The 19,367-nt window shown below is 44.3% G+C and carries 16 protein-coding genes; 4 read left to right on the top strand and 12 right to left on the bottom strand.

Annotated elements, in window-relative coordinates; translation table 11 throughout:
• Positions 1-41 precede the first annotated feature (41 nt).
• From FLAVO9R_RS03900 to FLAVO9R_RS03885, 4 genes are all read right to left on the bottom strand, one after another.
• The gene (locus tag FLAVO9R_RS03900; RefSeq protein ID WP_159528940.1) at positions 42-953 is read right to left on the bottom strand and encodes a hypothetical protein; all 912 of its coding nucleotides are present in this window, start codon (positions 951-953) and stop codon (positions 42-44) included.
• A gap of 16 nt (positions 954-969) precedes the next feature.
• On the bottom strand, positions 970-1,692 hold the full coding sequence (locus FLAVO9R_RS03895; RefSeq protein ID WP_159528938.1) for a hypothetical protein: 723 nt from the start codon (positions 1,690-1,692) through the stop codon (positions 970-972).
• Positions 1,693-2,223: an RNA polymerase sigma factor gene (locus FLAVO9R_RS03890; protein WP_159528936.1), complete on the bottom strand. Its 531-nt coding sequence runs from the start codon at positions 2,221-2,223 to the stop codon at positions 1,693-1,695.
• A gap of 93 nt (positions 2,224-2,316) precedes the next feature.
• Positions 2,317-3,225, bottom strand: coding sequence for a hydrogen peroxide-inducible genes activator (locus FLAVO9R_RS03885; RefSeq protein ID WP_126873054.1), 909 nt, complete (start codon positions 3,223-3,225; stop codon positions 2,317-2,319).
• A 200-nt stretch (positions 3,226-3,425) separates the two neighbouring features.
• Here FLAVO9R_RS03885 and FLAVO9R_RS03880 point away from each other — a divergent pair, with 200 nt between their 5' ends.
• On the top strand, positions 3,426-4,424 hold the full coding sequence (locus FLAVO9R_RS03880) for a universal stress protein (RefSeq protein WP_126873053.1): 999 nt from the start codon (positions 3,426-3,428) through the stop codon (positions 4,422-4,424).
• A gap of 105 nt (positions 4,425-4,529) precedes the next feature.
• On the opposite strand, the gene FLAVO9R_RS03875 is transcribed toward FLAVO9R_RS03880, so the two are convergent.
• The 5 genes from FLAVO9R_RS03875 to FLAVO9R_RS03855 form a co-directional block, all read right to left on the bottom strand.
• Positions 4,530-5,798, bottom strand: a complete 1,269-nt coding sequence (locus tag FLAVO9R_RS03875; protein ID WP_013785310.1) for an inorganic phosphate transporter — start codon at positions 5,796-5,798, stop codon at positions 4,530-4,532.
• Between the two features lie 290 nt (positions 5,799-6,088).
• Entirely contained in the window at positions 6,089-6,805 is a 717-nt protein-coding gene (phoU, locus tag FLAVO9R_RS03870; protein WP_013785311.1) for a phosphate signaling complex protein PhoU, read from the bottom strand.
• Between the two features lie 36 nt (positions 6,806-6,841).
• Positions 6,842-7,648: a phosphate ABC transporter ATP-binding protein PstB gene (pstB, locus tag FLAVO9R_RS03865; RefSeq protein WP_013785312.1), complete on the bottom strand. Its 807-nt coding sequence runs from the start codon at positions 7,646-7,648 to the stop codon at positions 6,842-6,844.
• Positions 7,649-7,656: 8 nt separating this feature from the next.
• Positions 7,657-9,234 carry a phosphate ABC transporter permease PstA gene (pstA, locus tag FLAVO9R_RS03860; RefSeq protein ID WP_159528934.1) on the bottom strand — a complete coding sequence of 526 codons (1,578 nt, stop codon included), beginning with the start codon at positions 9,232-9,234 and terminating at the stop codon, positions 7,657-7,659.
• Positions 9,227-11,410, bottom strand: a complete 2,184-nt coding sequence (locus FLAVO9R_RS03855; RefSeq protein WP_159528932.1) for an ABC transporter permease subunit — start codon at positions 11,408-11,410, stop codon at positions 9,227-9,229. The genes pstA and FLAVO9R_RS03855 overlap by 8 nt, the downstream gene beginning before the upstream one ends.
• Positions 11,411-11,660: 250 nt before the next feature.
• On the opposite strand from FLAVO9R_RS03855, the gene FLAVO9R_RS03850 reads away from it, so the two are divergent.
• The 3 genes from FLAVO9R_RS03850 to ppx all read left to right on the top strand — a co-directional run bounded on the left by FLAVO9R_RS03850 (position 11,661) and on the right by ppx (position 15,930).
• Positions 11,661-12,167 (top strand): glycine cleavage system protein R, encoded by a 507-nt coding sequence (locus tag FLAVO9R_RS03850; RefSeq protein ID WP_159528930.1) that lies wholly within the window; start codon positions 11,661-11,663, stop codon positions 12,165-12,167.
• Between the two features lie 146 nt (positions 12,168-12,313).
• Positions 12,314-14,392: a polyphosphate kinase 1 gene (ppk1, locus tag FLAVO9R_RS03845; protein ID WP_159528928.1), complete on the top strand. Its 2,079-nt coding sequence runs from the start codon at positions 12,314-12,316 to the stop codon at positions 14,390-14,392.
• Between the two features lie 8 nt (positions 14,393-14,400).
• Positions 14,401-15,930 (top strand): exopolyphosphatase, encoded by a 1,530-nt coding sequence (gene ppx / locus FLAVO9R_RS03840; RefSeq protein ID WP_159528908.1) that lies wholly within the window; start codon positions 14,401-14,403, stop codon positions 15,928-15,930.
• 136 nt (positions 15,931-16,066) lie between these two features.
• Here the strand turns inward: ppx and FLAVO9R_RS03835 are convergent, their stop codons facing one another.
• The 3 genes from FLAVO9R_RS03835 to epd form a co-directional block, all read right to left on the bottom strand.
• Positions 16,067-16,966, bottom strand: a complete 900-nt coding sequence (locus tag FLAVO9R_RS03835; protein WP_159528906.1) for a fructose bisphosphate aldolase — start codon at positions 16,964-16,966, stop codon at positions 16,067-16,069.
• Positions 16,967-17,088: 122 nt separating this feature from the next.
• Positions 17,089-18,264 carry a phosphoglycerate kinase gene (locus FLAVO9R_RS03830; RefSeq protein WP_159528904.1) on the bottom strand — a complete coding sequence of 392 codons (1,176 nt, stop codon included), beginning with the start codon at positions 18,262-18,264 and terminating at the stop codon, positions 17,089-17,091.
• A gap of 77 nt (positions 18,265-18,341) precedes the next feature.
• On the bottom strand, positions 18,342-19,352 hold the full coding sequence (gene epd / locus FLAVO9R_RS03825) for an erythrose-4-phosphate dehydrogenase (RefSeq protein WP_159528903.1): 1,011 nt from the start codon (positions 19,350-19,352) through the stop codon (positions 18,342-18,344).
• Positions 19,353-19,367: the final 15 nt, after the last annotated feature.

Genomic DNA, 19,367 nt, shown 5'->3' with positions numbered 1-19,367 from the left:
GCGTACGCGCTGGTTTTGAATGTCTGGTTTTAATAGTACAGTTAAAAGGTATAAATAGTAGCGCTAGTCAATAGTGCTTCGGCGTCAATTTTCTCTTGTACACATGCTTTTATTTTGGCTTTGCTGAACACATAAATTCGGTCGTGCTTGTTATTATCATCGCCGTATTCAAAGTCTTTTAATATCATGCTGACGTGTTCTCCCTCAGGTAACCCCCTAAGTCCTGCGCCAAATCGGCAAAATGTGCTGCCAATACTGGCTTCAAAGTTAGCCAAAAATGAACGATAGGCTTGCTGACGACTTTCCTTTTGTTTCGCTAATTTTACTTGCTGCTCACCTTCTAATTGACGTACTTCTTCTTCTAGTTCCGCCGACTGGGCATTTATTGATGCTAAAGACGATTCAAGTTCCTGCATTTCTTTTTCAAGCGCTTCTTTTCTATCGTCATCAGCTTGTCTTAATTCAAAAGACATATCGCGCTTGCGGCGCTCGAGCTCGCGAGTTTCCCACGCTAATTCTCTAGAGCGAGAGCGGATATCACGTATTTGGTCGTTGTTATCTTCAAAAACCTCGGCAATTCGACGGCTTGCTTCGCCCGCAAAATCTTCCCATTCACGGCTTAGCTCAAAAACAATACCACCACCTTCTGGGGCAACCGGCGCTGCTGGAGGCGTTGGCATGCCTTCCACCATGGCTTCAATATCGTGGATCCAATCAGCACTTTTGCCTCGTACAGACACAGTGAACACTGCCCCCTGCCCCGCTAGATAACTGCTTTCTAGTCGCGATACTCGCCACCCTTTTGGATTGGCGTTTTGACGAAAAGCGGTGTTCATTACGCCCGACATAATTTCCAATTCATCTGACAAAGACGCATAAGAAGTAGCATTACTTTGGGCAAAGGTTAACGCACTAACACTGGTTAGTAAGCAAAGAGATAATAGTCTTTTCATAAGGGCTACCTATTGGTTATTCGTCTAATGGAGACGCTGAATTCGAGTTGGGAAGCACAACGCTATATCCCATACCTATGCCATCAATTTCATCTTGTAACTTGCTAAACTGACGGGCGTAAAATCGCTGATCATCAATGCGCTGATCGTTAATAAATTGAAGCAACTCAGCAAAATCTTGCTTACGCGCCTCTCGGCTAGAAGCCAATAAATATTGAGTGAGCTCGGCACTCGTCTGCTGTTGCTGTGCAGCAAGTGATTGTGCATATTCTTTAAACAACACTTGATTCGCTTCTTGGTACATTTCCCGCTGCTGTTTTACTTGCTGGCGCACTTGCACACGCACTTGTTCGGCAACCAAGCTTGATAGCTGCTCGGCATCTACATTGTTTGGTGTTTGCGCCGTTAGTAACTTCCCATTATCTTTATTGGGCATACCCGTAAACACCAATACAATGGCAACCGCGGATAGCGCACAAGCCAGTGCAGGGAAGCCTTGCCACTGAAACCAACTCGATTTATCTTGTGCTGGAAATAGCTGTGCTTTATTCCAATCAGGCACTGGGGGCGCAACAAATTCACTGGCGCAGCCTGCCAGAGCACTGGCATTATCAGCCGCGGCTGCAAACACGCTATCTTGGGCGTATTTTTTAGAAAATGTCGCTTTTTGTTCTTGGGTAAGGCTGTTGTTTACCCACGCGATAATTAATGCTTCATTGGTATGGTCAGGTTGATTCATTTATTCCAACTCCAACTTTAATTTGGTTAGTGCGCTATACAAACGCGACTTGGCGGTATTAACCGAAATATCCATTTGCTCTGCAATTTCTTCAAAAGTGAACTGCCCAAAAAATTTCAGCTCCACCACAGCTTTTTGTGCCAAGGGCAAAGCTTGCATAGCTTGCGTTACCGCCCGACTTTGGCGGTCGCTGGTAAGCTGCATTTCAGGGCATGAAGCTTCACATAGAGGCTCTGAAATATCATCGATATCGGTAAACGCTTTTCGCTTTCGGTACAGCTCCATACATCGACAATGGGCTATTCGATACAGCCAGCTTTTAAATGTGCCGTCGCCGCGATAATTCGCCAGGCTTCGATAAACCGAGACAAAAATATCCTGCATCAAATCAGAGGCGTCATGGCTATTTCCGGTCATGCGGATACCGTATTGGTACATGGCCGTTTCATAGCGCGAAATAAGCGTGAACCACGCTTTTCTGTTGCCTTTTAATGCTTGTTGTACGAGTTTTTCATCCCGTTTTATGAACACTGCGTTCCCCGCGATATAGGTGTTTTTTTATATTCCCTACTCTTACAGTCGACGCAGTGGGCGAAAAAGTTTGAAACTTTTTCGCCAAAAACATTATTTAAGGGTGGGAACAGGTAGAAGAGGAGAGATGATTTCGCCAATACGACGAAACAATTGCATACGCGTAGTGCCTGAACGCCACACTAAACCTATTTCTCTAAAGCCTTGCTCTTCGGCGGCAAAACTTTTTAAGTTGGTGTGTGCCAAGATAGATTGGTTAATGGCAAGCTCGGGTAAGAAGGTATAACCCATTTTACTGTTTGCAAGCTGTACCAAAGTGTACAAGCTACTGGCAGCTACAGAGCTTATTTGGTCGCTGTGCTGAAGGTTACATGCACTAACCGCGTGGCCGGTCATACAGTGCTCTTGTTGCAGTAAGAAAATACTCTTCTTGGGTAAAGAAGAAATATCGACGGGGTCGGGCAATTTGTCAGCCATTTCTTCATGGGCCACAAGATGGAAAGGGTCGTGCCCCAATACCATTTGCTTACACCCTGGCGTTTCCATCGGTAACGCTAAAATAAGTAAGTCTAAACGCCCATCAATTAACTGCTGAAGCAGCTTTTCCGTAGTGTCTTCTTGCATCTCAACATTGATGTCAGGCAAGAAGGCGTTAAATGCTCCCAGCATGCCTTCAAACAAAAATGGCGCGATGGTGGGGATAACACCTAGCTTCAGTGTACCTCGTTGCCAATTCCCTGCATTTTGTGCGTATTCCACCAGCTCACCGGCTTCTTGCAGCAGCAACTTGCTTCGTTCAACAATATCTAACCCCAATGAAGTAAACACAAAAGTCTTGTGCTCCCGTTCCAGCAACTGGCTGCCAAAATGTTCTTCTAGGTTTTGAATTGCCGTGCTCAATGTAGATTGGCTTACATTACAACGCTGGGCAGCGCGGTGAAAATGCTGCTCTTGATATAGGGTAACTAGGTAATGTAAGTGTTTGAGATTAGGCCACTTCATAACAACTCTTTACTGATTAGGAAATTAGGTTTTAATCTAGCACAAAGATTACAAAAGACCCAATAAGAATACGGTTATTACCCTTTTATGAAATCGCACTTTGTTATGATGTAAATCATGCTTTCAAGGTAGCAAGCTTGCAAATCAAGCGTTAGGATGAAGAATAAGAACGTATAGCGCCTCAATAGCTAAGGATTTCTATGGACAGCCATTTTACTAATATTTTATGTGTACTCAGTGACTCACATCGCCAAGACGATGTGGTTGCCCAGGCCATTCATATTGCAAAGAGCAATCAAGCATCACTAACCATTATGCTTACCTTAGAAGCCCTGCCCCCTAATGCAAATATGGTAATGGAGTCATTTGCCTATATCGACTCACACCAATCTATGGAGTCTCAGGCAAGAAATTGGCTTACCGAGCAGGAAGAAACATGGTCGAAAGAGTACCCCGTGCAAACCGTAGTCAAAATCGGACACCCACTGATTGATATTGTAACCGACGTGCTAAGACACCATTACGACTTGGTTATTAAACGAAGCGAAGAAGGCTTTTTAGACCGCCTATTTGGCGGGTTAGATATACGCCTGTTTCGTAAATGCCCCTGTCCGGTTTGGGTGTTAAGTAAGAAAAACCGTAGCCAATATAAAAACGTGGTGGCGGCACTCGATTTAAATTATCACTACCCTAAACACGAAATCTCAATTCGCAAAAAGCTTAATTTAGATATATTACGCCATGCTGCCCGCATCGCTATGTTGGAATTTGCACAGCTTCATATTGTGCATGTTTTTGATGCAGTCCCGGAGAACATCGTACGAGATGGTTTTATTACCGTAGACAATGACCAAATGGAAACCGACCTCGCCAAAATTCATGACGAGAGAGAGCAAGCCCTCGAATCGTTATTAAGCGAATTAGAAAGTGAACTAGCCCCTGACATTATCGACTTCTTGCAACCTGAAAAGCATATTGTGCATGGTTATCCTCGTAGAGAGATAGCGGCTACCACAAAATCACTTAATACTGATGTTATTGTAATGGGTACTGTGGCCCGTATTGGCGTTCCAGGCTTTATTATGGGCGGTACGGCAGAAGAGACTATTCAACAACTTAACTGCGCGGTGGTAGGCATTAAGCCCGAGGGGTTTGACTCTCCCATCAAGCTTGATGAATCTGAACAGGCTGAAGAGTAGCGAATACAAAATAGCGCGGGCTTCCGCGCTATTTAAATATACGCGTTATTAAAAAAACAAAAACCGCGTTAAACGCGGTTTTTGTTTTCAAATCTTAATAGGCAATTAAACGCCGAAAGCTGCCTTCAGTGCGAAGAAGAAAATAATGGAAAGAATTGCGCCTGCAGGCAGGGTAACAATCCACGACACCACAATATTTCTTACGATGCCGAGATTAAGCGCAGAGACGCCTCTGGCCAGCCCCACACCTAACACCGCGCCCACAAGGGTTTGCGTAGTTGAAATAGGAAGACCGGTTCCTGACGCTATCACTACAGTAGTAGCTGCCGCTAATTCGGCCGCGAAACCACGGCTTGGCGTAAGGTGAGTAATACCTTGGCCGATAGTTTTAATGACGCGGTGACCGAATATGGCTAAACCAAGCACAATACCCAAACCACCAAGCGGTAAAATCCACCATGCTAGGTTGGCACTGGCATTAATTTCACCGCCAGAAGTCACCACACTCACTACCGCGGCCAAAGGCCCAATAGCGTTAGCAACATCATTTGAACCATGCGCAAATGCCATACAACAGGCAGTAACAACCATGAGTAAGGCGAACACTTTTTCCACATTGGCAGCTTGTAAATCAGCGTCTTCTGAACCGCTGAACTTCATGCGACCAATAAACCACTTACCAATTATGGCTAATATAATAGCGATAATCACAGCCAATATATAACCGTTCACGGCGCTCATTTCTAAGCCCACGTGTTTAAGCCCTTTTTTAATGGTAACTAGCGACATAATGAAGCCTGCTAGTGCCATATAGAACGGAACATAACGCTTGGCATTTTCAAACGGAGATTTGGTTTCAAAGATAAGTTTATGGGCACTCATGAAAATAAGGTATGCAATAATGCCCGAAATAGCTGGCGTCACTACCCAACTACCAACAATGCCGCCTACTTTGCCCCATGCTACCGCGTCCATACTAACGCCAGTTGCGGTAAAGCCGATAATAGCGCCAATAATAGAATGCGTAGTAGATACAGGCCATCCTAGCCAAGATGCAAAGGCTAACCATATACCTGCTGCAAACAGAGACGAAATCATACCGAGTACGAGGTACTCAGGAATAGCGGAAAAATACTCTGGATCAATAATACCCTTACGAATGGTAGAGGTTACTTCCCCACCCGCCAAGTATGCTCCGGCGAACTCAAAAATCATGGCAATAACAATTGCCTGTTTTATTGTTAACGCTTTAGAACCAACAGATGTTCCCATTGCATTGGCGACGTCATTTGCACCAATACCCCAAGCCATAATGAAGCCGACACCGGCAGCAAGGAGAATAAGAATGAGACCATAACTCTCGAAAAATTCCACGGATAACCGCTCCTGATCTTTACGCGATTTAAGCTAGCTACTGCCACATCACCCGACAAATGTACGGCTATGATGAAGACAAAAAATGATAGTTACACGGCAAAACGATTCTTAGCAAAGGCTTAGATTATTTTTTGCACGAATTATACTTTGCTGCGGCGCATGATAGCGTAATCGTCTGCAGAGCCATAGTGAAAATCTACGAAAAAACAGAAAACGCAACGGAATTAAATTCATACGATGATAATTTGGGCAAGTGTTGCGGTTTTGTGACAGTTTTTGAGCATTTTTTAACTCAAATCTTCTAACTTTTGATGAATGTTTTCTAGCGGCGTATGCCTTACATCCGTCCCCCTGGTTAAATAAACTACGTATTCGCACACGTTTTTACACCTATCTCCAATCCGCTCTAAGGAACGCATGGCCCACAACACGTCTAGCCAGTCTTGCATATCTTCTGTGGTTTTTTCCATTTCTGTGGTGGTGTAGGTAAGCAGGCGTTTATATTCGCTGTCTATTCGGTTGTCTTGTTTATACACCGCCAAGGCTGCACTTTCATCCTGACGCGCAAACGCATCGAACGTACCCCGCATCATCGCCGCTACACGTTCGCCGATTAACAACATGCTGCTTTTAATAGTGTCAGAGCTGGGTAATTTATTACGGGTGACCAGCTTAGCGATACGTTCTATTTCGTCGCCCATTCTTTCAATGTCGGTGATGGCTTTAGAAATGGTCATGATTAAGCGTAGATCGCTTGCCGTAGGATGGCGCTTGGCGATAATTCGAATACATTCTTCATCTATCTGGATTTCCATAGAGTTAATCTTAAGGTCATTCAACACCACTTTTTCTGCCAAGCCAGGGTGGTTTAATTTAAGCGCTTTTAAGGTATCTAATAATTGCTGTTCTACTTCGCCGCCCATGGTTAATACCGAGTTTCTTAAATTTTCCAACTCAATATTAAAGGTTCCGGAAATATGGGTATTCAGTGCAACCTGACGCATTGTATCGCTCCTATTCACTACTGCTGATTCTGCTAATTAGCCGTAGCGGCCAGTAATATAATCTTCAGTCTGTTTCTTCTCTGGCATAGTGAATAGCGAATCGCTGTCTGCATATTCAACCAATCGCCCCTGATGGAAGAACGCCGTGTAATCTGAAACTCGAGAGGCTTGCTGCATATTGTGGGTAACAATCACTATGGTACAACGCTTCTTAAGCTCAGCCATCAACTCCTCAATGAATAAGGTCGTTAATGGGTCTAGCGCTGAGGTAGGCTCATCTAACAACAAAATGTCGGGTTTGAGCGCTAGCGCTCTGGCAATAACAAGGCGCTGTTGCTGACCACCGGATAATGCATTAGCCGACTCAAACAACCTGTCTTTAACTTCATCCCATAACGCTGCTTCTTTTAATGCGCTTTCTACCGCATCGTCTAGATGGCGACGAGTTTTAATGCCTTGCAGGCGAAGTCCGTAACATACGTTATCGTATATACTCATGGGAAAAGGATTAGGCCGCTGGAATACCATACCTACTTGGGTACGCAGCCGCGACACGTTCACTTTTTTACTATTGATGTTGCGACCACCAATATTAATTTCACCCTCGTATTTGCAGCCATCGTACAAATCGTTAAGCCTATTGAAGCAATTAACCAAGGTAGATTTCCCGCACCCACTTTGCCCGATTAATGCGGTGATTTTGTTTTTTGGAATACGCATAGAAATGTCGTTAAGCACATGCTTATTTCCAAACCATAAATTAAGGTTACGCACATCGATAGCCGTGGTGTCATCAGTGATGTCGGCCACGTTGAGCGTATTGCGTTCAAACAACTTCAGCATGTAAAAGGTTACCCTTGTAAATAGCGCTTTCTTAACCGCGTTCTTAGTATAACTGCCAGCACATTCAATACAAATACCACTATTAGCAGTAGCAAGCAGGCGGCAAACATCATTGAAGAATTCTTCGCATCAGTATGACTATGAAAAGCGCCATCATAAATAAGTACGCCCAAGTGCATGAATTGACGTTCTAAATGCAGATACGGGAACTCTCCATCTATAGGTAGCGTAGGAGCAAATTTCACCGCTCCAACCAGCATTAGAGGCGCGACTTCGCCTGCCGCCCTAGCGATTGCCAAAATGACGCCTGTCATTATTCCGGGTGACGCTATGGGCAGAATGGTTTTAGCGATAGTTTCTACCTTGGTGGCGCCAAGTGCATAACTTCCCCGCTTCAACCCTTCTGGTACCCGCCGCAAGCCTTCTTCGGTGGCAACAATAACGACTGGCAAGGTTAAAATAGCCATGGTCAAACTCGCCCAGAACACACCTGGGGTCCCCATGGTGGGCGCTGGCAATCTATCAGCAAAGAAAAGTGCATCTATATTGCCACCCAAGGTATAAACAAAAAAGCCTAAACCAAAAACCCCGTAAACAATTGAAGGTACGCCCGCCATATTACTAACGCTTATTCTTATAGCGGTGGTAAACGGCGTATCTGGAGCGTATTCACTCAAATAGATAGCCGCAAGTACGCCAAAAGGCGTCACGATAATGGTCATTAAAAATACCATCAGCACGGTGCCAAATAGCGCGGGATATACCCCTCCAGACGTATTCGCCTGTTTGGGAGAATCAGTAAGGAAGGTAGCAATACGACTAAATACCACCTGCCATTTTTCAAAATAGCTAAGCTGGCTTACATAATCGACGCTTTTAATTTCCGACACCCGAATAGCGTACGCTTGCGCATTGGCAAAAGTGACGCTGAGTTCGTATTCGTCTCGCTCTTCCTCTAGATGAATAACTTCATGCTGCCAGCGTTCAAACTGAGTCTCTAAGCGCTCTCTTGCCGGTGCATTTTGATCAACACCTTTGCTATCTAGTGATGCCAAAGATTCATGAATGGGCGATAGTCGCTCGCGTCTAATTTTCTCAATTTGAGCACTTAGTGCCGATACTCTGTTTTGAATATCTGAAAACAGCGACAAGTCTTCCCGTCGGCTGTCTGGTGTAGATAAAAACTCTGGCTGTCCCAATACAAAGCGACCATCTTTTGTTTTTATTTCGGCACTGCCGTAAGCAAGTTCTTTGTTAATAATATCCGCACTGGCCAACTGCATTTGTGAGCCGTAAGGGCTTTGTTCGTCAGCAAAGTGAACTTGATATATTTGCTCTACTTCGTCTGCCATATAAAGCTGAGCGAACATTTTATGTTCGGATTTAGCACTTTCATTGGCTCCGGTAACTTTATATGTCACATCATAAATGGGCTCAGGCCAAAAATACGCACCACCACGAAAGGTAATAAGGAACAACACACTCACCAAAGCAATTAACAGCAAGCTAGTAAAAAACGCCGTTAACGATATCACTAGCGACTGGCGATGAACGGCATTAAAGCCGCCTTTGAACATATTATTCATAATAAGATCTACTGCGTAAGCGTTGACGAGTAAATTCAGCAATCGTATTTACAACAAACGTGAAAACAAACAGTATGCCAGCGGTAAAGAACAGAATTTGATAGTGTGCAGATGACACATCGGCTTCGGGTAATTCTATGGCTAAGTTGGCCGTTAATGCCCGTAAGCCTTCAATTAAGCCCCAGCTCGATATTGGGGTGTTTCCCGTCACCATGAGCACAATCATGGTTTCCCCGAATGCGCGACCAAAACCCAGCATAATCGCCGCCATAATGCCCGGAAACGCGACATGCAGTACTATATATTTAAGGGTTTGAAGCCGCGTGGCGCCCAACGCAAATGATGCATGCTTTAACTCATCGGGCACGCCCCCAATGGCATCTTCAGCAATGGAGTAAATACTCGGTGAAATAGCCACACCTAAGGCTATCGCCACCACTATCGTCGTTTTTCCTATGGGGCTATCAGACTCAGCGGCTAGCATGTCAAAACCATCTACATTAATTAAGCTAAAGAACCATTCTGGCGCCCATGCCACACTAATGTAACCCAATATAAAAACGCCAAGTAACGCAAAGCCCAACTCAGCGCCATGTCGAAGTTTAGCGGGTAGGCGGTCGGCAACAGGGCGTTGAAAAAACGCCACGGCAATGAGTACAAATGGAACAACAATAAGAAAAAAAGCAAAAGAAAATAGAAACTGTTCAGCCATGGGGGCTAGCCAAATGGCAGCGATAAAACCAATAAGCACACTGGGAACAGCTTCTAGCATTTCGATAGCGGGCTTCAGGGCATGGCGAAGTCGCTCTTTTGCAAAAAAGGCGGTGTATATCGCTGCACCTATTGCTACCGGTATAGCAATAAACAAAGCCAGTAGCGACGCTTTCAAGCTACCTATAATTAACGGCGTAAGACTAAACTTGGCCTCTTGGAAATCCGTGGCGTTTGTGGTTTGCCACACCGTATCTGCTTCGGTATATCCCTCATAATGTTGCGGCGCAAATAGCGACCGCCACGTAGTAATGCCGCTTAAATTATTCGCCCGCCAAATGAAAATAGAATCATCGTTATAGCCGTAAAGACGGTTGCCAAACCAAGAGATTGATTGCATGGGTTCAGGCAAATCAATTGTCGTAACCACTTCACCTGATACTCGATTTATAAATAGTAGGCGTTGTTTATCGGTAAGCGCTGCCACCACATTAATACTGGCATGCTCTTTTATATCAATCAGCCGTTCGTCCGCGTTCAAAAGGAACTGGTAGGTTTCAATGAAACCGAGCGTGTTCGCATCGCGATGTAATACCCAGCGGGTAACTTGGTTAGTGCCATCTTGTAAGAAAAACGTTCTGTCTTTCTCTAGAGATAAAATAGAAATGTCATTACGGCTGAGTTTATCAAAAGACGCTAACAGCGAGAGCTGTGATTCATCCTCGAAAAGCCGTGAAAGGAACAAGTGTGCTCCTTTTTCTACCAACACCATTTGTGCACCAGGCAACAAATGTACTTTATCGACATTGGCAAAGAACTTATCAACCATTTGCGTAGGATTGAGTTGGTTCACTCCTCGTATATATGTGCCCGACTGTGTATGCAGCGCTATTGCCGCCCACTTAGATGAGAACGCAAATTGCCAAGACGTAGTTTGTGACCAATACTTGCCCGGTAGAGCAAAAGATATTGTAGAGGACACAAGGCTTGAAGGTTGAGCTAAAGGGTCTGAATGATTCGCGATTATTACACTGCGATACGCTAACGATCTGACGGGCACCACCCGAACTTGCCCGCCCGCAGAGATATCCACAATCGCATTTTCGCCCATTAAAGAGGTCGTCGACAACTGATGTTCACAAGGGCGAATATAGTCGTGATGCTTAGCGAAATCATTATCTTTGTAGCCATATAAGCTTAAACGGCAATCCTCACCGTTAGTTACCACTAATTGGCCGCCAAGCAAATCTCCAGCGCTTTCTACTTGGCTACCTTCGGGTAATGCAAGCTGGTGCTCTTTCTCAATATTAGGCACTAACGCCAGAGGTAAAGCCTGACTAACAAGGTGCGAAATTAAAATAACCAGCGTCAGCAATACCAGCCCACCAAAGCCGGTGACGATATATCGCCCCCACTTATCATTGCGTTGGCGTTTTTTATTGATGCTATCGCTGTAGGAAGTCATTCTTATTTAATAATATTATCAGGTGTAAATTACACTGGTGAGCAGTGTAAGTTTTGTTATGCTAATAGCAAGCGAAAACTTTTGGGTTAGTTCCGGTGAATAACGCCTAAAGTAAGCAGCCTCAAACACTGTTGCTATCAAGGTTTATTAACAATACTAACCAGTAGCGCTTTTTCAGTGTGACTTATGGTATTACCGTAAAACCACAGTAGCAAACGTATTTCTACAGATTCTGGAATAGGAGTTTCTCATGCAATCGCTCATTATTAGTATTATGGGTAAAGACAAGCCTGGTTTGGTTGATACGCTAGCTAAGTGCATTTACAAGCACAAAGGTAATTGGCAAGGCTCTAGCTTTGCACATATGGCGGGCATGTTTACCGGCTTTGTTGAAGTACACGTTCCCGCTGACGAGAACGAAAAACTTGTCGACGCGCTAAATGCCATTTCCGATTTATCGGTTCAGTCTGTGGCAGTGAATACATCAACCAATTCATTAACGAATCAACTTACCGTTGATGTAATGGGCAACGACAAAGCCGGCATAGTGCAAGAGTTAACCTCGGTGCTAAACCAATTTAACCTTAACATCCTCAACTTCTCATCACGCTGCGAAAGCGCACCTAACTGGGGAAGTTTAATCTTTAAAGCTAATGCAGTTATTGCGGTGCCTGAAGGGTTTGATGACGATGCGTTGCAAGACGCCCTTGAATCGTTGGCGAACGACTTGGTAGTGGATATACAGGCCAAGCAATAAGGCCCTAGCGACACAGAAAGGTTTCAAATCACCTCGTTGAGTTAAGGGACTACGAATTAACCCTATTATATCTAAGGGTTGTCACAGTAATGTCATTGACTGATGTCAGTCTTTGGCCATTTTAAGAAGTGAAAAAACGATAAATTATGGATAACCCAGAACTATATTATCCCAAAGAACTTAGCTGGTTAGCATTTAACGAAAGGGTTTTGCAGGAAGCTGCAGATAAGAACAACCCTGTAGTAGAACGTATTCGGTTTTTAGGTATTTACTCCAATAATCTTGACGAATTTTATCGTGTTCGTGCTGCTGACGTAAAACGCCAAATAACGATTGCCCAAAATGATGGCAACGAAGAAGAGGCGGAAAAGCAAACCGCGCTAATGGCGATTATTCAGCAAAAGGTTGTTCAGCTTTCCGACAAGTTCGACCATATTCATAAAGACGTTTTAAAAGCGCTCGCGCGATACAATATTCATATTCTGCAAAAGCATGAATTAAACGAGTATCAAAAGCAGTGGGTACGTAACTTCTTCGTCAATAAGGTGCTTCGCCATATAGCCCCTATCATTATTGACAAGAAAATGGACTTGTTAAGCCGTTTAAATGGCACATCTGTTTATTTGTATGTCGCGCTGCGCCGTAAAGACCGCAACACGCGCTATGCGGTTATTCAGGTGCCTACGTCTGAAATGTCTCGCTTTATGCTTATTCCGCCGGAAAAGAGTCGAAAGAAAAAGCATATTATTATGCTCGATGACATGATTCAGCTTAGCTTAGAAGACATTTTCCGCGGCTTTGTTAAATTTGACGAAGTCGAGTCATTTTCATTCAAGATGACCCGAGACGCCGAATACTCTATCAATGACGAGATTGACGAAAGTTATGTAGAAAAAATGTCTGAGAGCATGAAACAGCGCTTAATTGCCGAGCCTGTTCGGGTTATTTACGACAACGATATGCCTGAAGATATGATGCAGGATTTACGTAAGCGTTTACGTATAACTAAACTCGATACCATGCATGCTGCAGGGCACTATCGTAACTTTAAAGACTTCATTGGCTTTCCAAACGTGGGCCGCGAATATTTAGAGCATGCTCCGCTACCGGCTATCGACAGCAACGCTTTTTCCAATTTTAATACGGTATTCGATGCCATTACCGCCCACGATATTCTACTGTATTACCCATATCACCGATTCTTACATGTTACCGAATTTGTCCGCCAAGCAGCATTCGACCCTAGCGTAAAATCTATTCGCATTAATATTTATCGTGTGGCCAGTAACTCTCGCATTATCAACTCGCTCATTGATGCCGTTGATAACGGTAAAAAGGTGACCGTAGTGGTAGAACTGCGCGCTCGCTTTGATGAAGAGGCCAACATTGAATGGTCTAAACGCATGACCGATGCGGGTATTCGCGTAGTGCTCGGCGTGCCAACCTTAAAAATTCACTCGAAGCTTTGCGTGATCACCCGCGAAGAACGTGGCGCGATGATTAACTATGCGCATTTTGGTACGGGTAACTTCAACGAAAAAACCGCAAAAATCTATACCGATTACAGTTTATTCACTCGAAACCAAGAATTGGCCAATGAAGCGGTGGCAGTATTTGACCTTATTCAATACCCTTTCCGCCGGTATAAATTTCAGCATTTGCAGATTTCACCGTTAAACGCGAGAACCCGAATTCAGTCACTTATTCGTCAAGAAATTCAGCATTTAAAAGAAGGCCGTCCTGCACAAATTACCTTTAAGATTAATAACCTTGTTGATAAGGAATTAATGGATGATTTGTATCGGGCCAGTCAAGCAGGGGTGAAAATTCGCGGTATTGTTCGCGGGATGTGTTCCATAATACCTGGCTTAAAAGGTATTAGCGAAAACATTGAAATCATCTCTATTGTCGATAGGTTCTTAGAGCACCCTAGGGTGATGGTATTTGAAGGCGGCGGCGAGAGAAAAGTGTTTATTTCTTCTGCTGACTGGATGACCCGCAATATGGACAACCGCATAGAAGTAGGCTGCCCTATTTACGATAAAAACCTGCAACAGCGCATTGTCGATATTATGGATATACAATTCCGTGATACGCTTAAAGCGAGAGTGATTGACAAGGAACAAAGCAACAAGTACGTTGCTCGAGGCAATCGCAAGAAATTACGTTCACAAATAGAGATTTACGACTATCTTGTGAAAGAAGAAAAAGAAGCAGGAAAATAAAACCCTAAATGACTCAGCATGAATCTGTTTTTGATACCGTTGAAAGCCGTGAGGTTAATAAAGTAGCCGCGTTAGATATTGGCTCGAATAGCTTTCACCTTGTGGTAGCGCGTATTGTTGCTGGGTCTGTTCAAATTCTGCATCGCGTTAAACAAAAAGTAAGGTTAGCTGAGGGGTTGGACGACGACAATATTTTGTCTGATGAAGCCATGGAGCGTGGTTTAAAGATGCTACGTATTGTGGCTGAAAGTCTACGCGGTTTCGAACCCGACTCGGTTCGTATTGTGGCCACACACACTCTGCGCAAGGCCAAAAACGCCGACCACTTCATTAATGCCGCGAAAGATATTCTGCCCTACCCTGTAGAAGTAATTTCAGGCGTGGAGGAAGCCCGCCTGATTTACTCTGGCGTAGCACATACTAACCATGCTGATGGACAACAGTTAGTGGTGGATATCGGTGGGGGCTCAACAGAATTTGTGATTGGCGAGGGCTTCAACCCACTTATTTGCCGCAGTTTGCAAATGGGCTGTGTTAGCTACACTAAGCGATTCTTCCCAGACGGGTCATTAAAAAACAAATCTTTTGAGCTGGCCATTACTGCGGCTGAACAAGAGCTGGAATTTATTCAAGATAAGTACCGCAAGCTGGGTTGGGTACAATGTGTTGGTACGTCGGGCACAATTCGCTCGTTGTTCACTTTATGCCAACAAGATAGACCCAACGACCACGATATACCCGTTACGCTCAAGAGTCTGCGTAACTTAATGAAGCAGTTTATTAGTGCAGGTCATATCGACAAACTCAACTACCCTGATTTAACCGAAGACAGACGCGTGGTTATTGCCGGCGGTTTGGCTATATTAGTGGCAGTATTTAAAGCGCTAGAAATAGACACTTTGGTTTATTCCCCTGCTGCATTACGCGAAGGCGTGATTTACCAGATGGAAGATGAGCTGCATCATGCCGATATACGCGGCAGAACAGCTAGCAGCTTAGCTACCCGCTACGATGTTGATACCGCGCAAGCTACGCTTGTGCTTAACACGTCACTTAACCTCTTTAGCCATGCTGAAAAAGCCTGGAAACTTAAACACCACGACTTTAAAAGCATGTTGGGTTGGGCGGCGTTGTTGCATGAAGTGGGCATTCAAATTAACTCGCGCGGTGTGCAGCGCCACAGTGCCTATATTCTCGCTAACGTAGATATGCCTGGATTTACGCAAGAACAACAAGAATTATTAGCCACCCTAGTACGTTTTCATAGAAAGAAAGTGCGGGCGAACGATCTTCCCAACTTTAACTTGTACGATTTAGCGGCCGTTAAAAAGCTTATCGCTTTATTACGTATTGGCGCGTTGCTCAATATCAAACGCCAAGAAGGCTTCTTGCCGGATATAGAGATTGATGCAGATAAGAACGGCTTAAGCCTTACTTTTCCTAAAGATTGGTTGGAAGAAAAACCAATTCTGGCAGCAGACTTGGTTCGAGAAAGTGCGTATTGGAAGGCGTTAGACTTAACCCTTTCTATTAAATAAGCCGGTTTGCGAGCAATAGAAAAGGGAGCATTAATGCTCCCTTTTTACGTTTTACGTTTTACGTCAACGTATTTCAGGACGGGACATAACTAACAAAAAAGGGGCGCTGACAAGCGCCCCTTTTAAACAATAAAACTTATGCTTTTGAAGCTTGGTAAATACCTTCAATCGCACCATCTAGTGTCGCTTCAAACTCGTCATCAGACTGTTTGTCAGAAACACCTTCAGTTAGTGCTCTTGAGAAACTTGCGATAATGCCTTGGTTTTCTGAAAGCTTCGCATTGGCTTCTTCACGGTTGTAACCGCCAGATAATGCTACCACTTTACGTACACGAGGATGATCAACAAGCTCTTTATAGAAGTTAGCTTCATTAGGCAGTGTAAGCTTTAACATCACTTCTTGGCCTTCGCTCAACAAATTAAGCTGAGTAAGAATTTCAAGTTTAAGCAGTGCTTCTGCTTCCGCTTTTTGAGGACTATGAATATCTACTTCAGGTTCAATGATAGGCACTAAACCTGCTGCGATGATTTGCTTACCTACTTCGAACTGCTGCTCTACCACATCTTTAATACCTTGATGATTGGCCAGTTTTACCACTGAACGCATCTTGGTGCCAAAGACATCTTGGGCAACGGCTTTAGCCAGTAACGCATCTAGACCAACAATCGGCTTCATCACCTGTACACCGTTGTTCTCTTCAACAAGCCCTTTATCCACTTTCAAGAAAGGAATAACGCGCTTCTTCTGCCACAAGTAGTGGGCAGTAGACATACCTTCAATTTCACGGTCTAGGGTATTTTCAAATAAAATAGCGCCTAGAACACGCTCGCCACTGAAAGGGGTGCTGGTGATAATACGTGTACGCATTTGGTGAACAAGGTTAAACATTTCTTCGTCAGAGCTGTATTCTGACTCTTCAATGCCATATAAACGTAGCGCTTTTGGTGTACTACCGCCGCTTTGATCCAAAGCTGCAATAAAACCAACTTGCGTGTTAAGTTTATCTAGCATGGCCTGCTGTGCTTGTGATGCCATTGCAACACTCCTTTTTTATAATACTGCTCTAAGAACAGGTGTAGGGTTTATCGTTATATGCCGACGTACTTCAATGTATCGCCGGCGAAAATCGGAATCGATTTTTTAGTAGTCTGCTAATTTTATTTGTTTTTTTCTTCTAGCATGGCTACTGCAGGTAATGTTTTGCCTTCTAAAAACTCTAGAAATGCACCACCACCTGTAGAGATATAAGATATCTTATCAGCGATTTCATATTTATCTACTGCTGCCAGTGTATCACCACCACCTGCAATTGAGAACGCATCGCTATCAGCAATGGCTTCGGCTAACGCCTTTGTACCAGCACTGAATTGTTCAAATTCAAATACACCAACAGGGCCATTCCAAACAATAGTGCCCGCATTTTTAATAATGCTTTCAAGAGCTTTTGAGGAATCAGGGCCAATATCAAAAATCATGTCATCGTCAGCGACATCGCTAACGGCTTTAAGCGTCGCTTCTGTGTTTTCATCAAAGGCTTTACCCACTACCACATCGGTAGGTACTGGAATATTCCCACCATTTGATACTGCATCGCTCATTAGCTGCTTAGCTTGCTCGGTTAAGTCCATTTCAACCAACGACTTACCTACGTTATGACCTTGCGCGGCAATAAACGTATTGGCAATACCGCCGCCAACAATAAGCTGGTCAACTTTTTCCGCTAAGGTTTTCAGTACGGTAAGCTTAGTTGATACCTTAGACCCGCCTACAATGGCTACCATTGGACGTTTAGGGTTATCTAGGGCTTTGCCTAGTGCATCTAGTTCTGCCGCAAGAAGTGGGCCTGCACACGCTTTAGTGGCAAATTTTGCCACACCATGGGTAGACGCTTGTGCACGGTGCGCGGTGCCAAATGCATCCATCACGAAAATATCGCAAAGGGCTGCATATTGCTTGGATAGGGTTTCGTCGTCGCTTTTCTCACCTTCGTTAAAGCGTACGTTTTCTAGAATAACTAATGAGCCTGGTGCTACATCAACACCTTCCAAATAGTTTTTTTCTAAAGTAACCGGTACGTCTAGCGCGTCGTTCAAATAATTCACAACAGGCTGAAGTGAGAATTCTTCCGCTGGCTCACCTTCGGTAGGACGGCCTAGATGCGACATTACCATTACCGCAGCACCAGCATCTAACGCCGCTTTAATAGTAGGAATGGAAGCTTTAATACGCGCATCAGAGGTCACTACGCCATCTTTTACTGGCACGTTTAAATCTTGTCTTATTAATACGCGTTGACCATTTAAGGCCAAATCACTCATACTTGGAATTGCCATTGTCTTTCCCTTGTTAATCGAATAACTGTGAAAGCTGCCAAGGCTGGCGCTACCAACCTTGGCAGCAAAATTCTTAATTAGCTTGCGTCATACATTGCTTGCGCAGTGTCGAGCATTCTGTTTGCAAAACCCCATTCGTTGTCACACCACACTAGTGTTTTTACCAGTTGCTTATGACTTACGCGGGTTTGCGTACCATCCACAATACAAGAGTGAGGATCGTGATTGAAATCAACAGAAACTAGCGGCTCTTCAGTGTAATCTAAAATACCCTGCAATCGCCCTGCTTTCACTCGCTTGAGTGCTTGATTGACATCCGCAATAGTCACTTGCGTACTTAAGGTTACACTTAAATCCATTGCAGTAACATTAATGGTTGGCACCCGTACCGCAATAGCTTCAAATTTACCTGCAAATTTAGGCAAAATACGCTCTATTCCCGCCGCTAACCGTGTGTCTACCGGAATAATAGACTGACTGGCTGCGCGAGTACGGCGTAAATCTGGGTGGTAAGCATCAATTACTTGCTGATCATGCATAGAAGCGTGAATAGTGGTAATAGTTCCGCTTTCAACCCCAAAGGCCGCGTCTAGCGCTTGAATAACCGGCACGATACAGTTAGTGGTGCACGACCCGTTAGACACCAACTTATGCGCCGCTTTCAGCGTGTCATCGTTAGTACCAAAAATGATAGTGTTGTCTAAATCTGGCGAGCCTGGAGAGGAAAAAAGTACCTTTTCTGCGCCTGCATTAATATGTGCCTGCCCCGATACTCTATCATCGAACTTACCTGTGCATTCCAGCACAATATCTACCCCAATTTCGCGCCAAGGTAGTAAGTTGATATCCGGTTGTGCTAACAAGCGAATAGCATCGCCTGCCACGTTAAGTGTGTTGTTTTCTAGTGTCACATCAAAACCGAACCGCCCGTGGGCGGTATCGTATTTTAATAAGTGAGCTATACCTTCTGGCTTAGCAACATCGTTAATCGCAACCACATTAAAGTGGTTATTGCGCCCGCTTTCATAAAGCGCGCGCAATACATTGCGACCAATACGACCAAACCCGTTTATGGCAATGTTTACCATAGACTGCGGTGACCT

Origin of the sequence: Alteromonas sp. 38 (assembly GCF_902506055.1) — a bacterium.
GTDB lineage: Bacteria > Pseudomonadota > Gammaproteobacteria > Enterobacterales > Alteromonadaceae > Alteromonas > Alteromonas lipotrueae.
The sequence above is the reverse complement of the archived record's forward strand: the minus strand, read 5'-3'. Positions and strand labels throughout refer to the sequence as shown.

Coding starts and splice junctions, on each gene's coding strand:
- FLAVO9R_RS03900 (WP_159528940.1), bottom strand. CDS start 953: ATGAAAAGACTATTATCTCTTTGCTTACTAACCAGTGTTAGTGCGTTA.
- FLAVO9R_RS03895 (WP_159528938.1), bottom strand. CDS start 1,692: ATGAATCAACCTGACCATACCAATGAAGCATTAATTATCGCGTGGGTA.
- FLAVO9R_RS03885 (WP_126873054.1), bottom strand. CDS start 3,225: ATGAAGTGGCCTAATCTCAAACACTTACATTACCTAGTTACCCTATAT.
- FLAVO9R_RS03880 (WP_126873053.1), top strand. CDS start 3,426: ATGGACAGCCATTTTACTAATATTTTATGTGTACTCAGTGACTCACAT.
- phoU (WP_013785311.1), bottom strand. CDS start 6,805: ATGCGTCAGGTTGCACTGAATACCCATATTTCCGGAACCTTTAATATT.
- pstB (WP_013785312.1), bottom strand. CDS start 7,648: ATGCTGAAGTTGTTTGAACGCAATACGCTCAACGTGGCCGACATCACT.
- pstA (WP_159528934.1), bottom strand. CDS start 9,234: ATGAATAATATGTTCAAAGGCGGCTTTAATGCCGTTCATCGCCAGTCG.
- FLAVO9R_RS03855 (WP_159528932.1), bottom strand. CDS start 11,410: ATGACTTCCTACAGCGATAGCATCAATAAAAAACGCCAACGCAATGAT.
- FLAVO9R_RS03850 (WP_159528930.1), top strand. CDS start 11,661: ATGCAATCGCTCATTATTAGTATTATGGGTAAAGACAAGCCTGGTTTG.
- ppk1 (WP_159528928.1), top strand. CDS start 12,314: ATGGATAACCCAGAACTATATTATCCCAAAGAACTTAGCTGGTTAGCA.
- ppx (WP_159528908.1), top strand. CDS start 14,401: ATGACTCAGCATGAATCTGTTTTTGATACCGTTGAAAGCCGTGAGGTT.
- FLAVO9R_RS03835 (WP_159528906.1), bottom strand. CDS start 16,966: ATGGCATCACAAGCACAGCAGGCCATGCTAGATAAACTTAACACGCAA.
- FLAVO9R_RS03830 (WP_159528904.1), bottom strand. CDS start 18,264: ATGGCAATTCCAAGTATGAGTGATTTGGCCTTAAATGGTCAACGCGTA.
- epd (WP_159528903.1), bottom strand. CDS start 19,352: ATGGTAAACATTGCCATAAACGGGTTTGGTCGTATTGGTCGCAATGTA.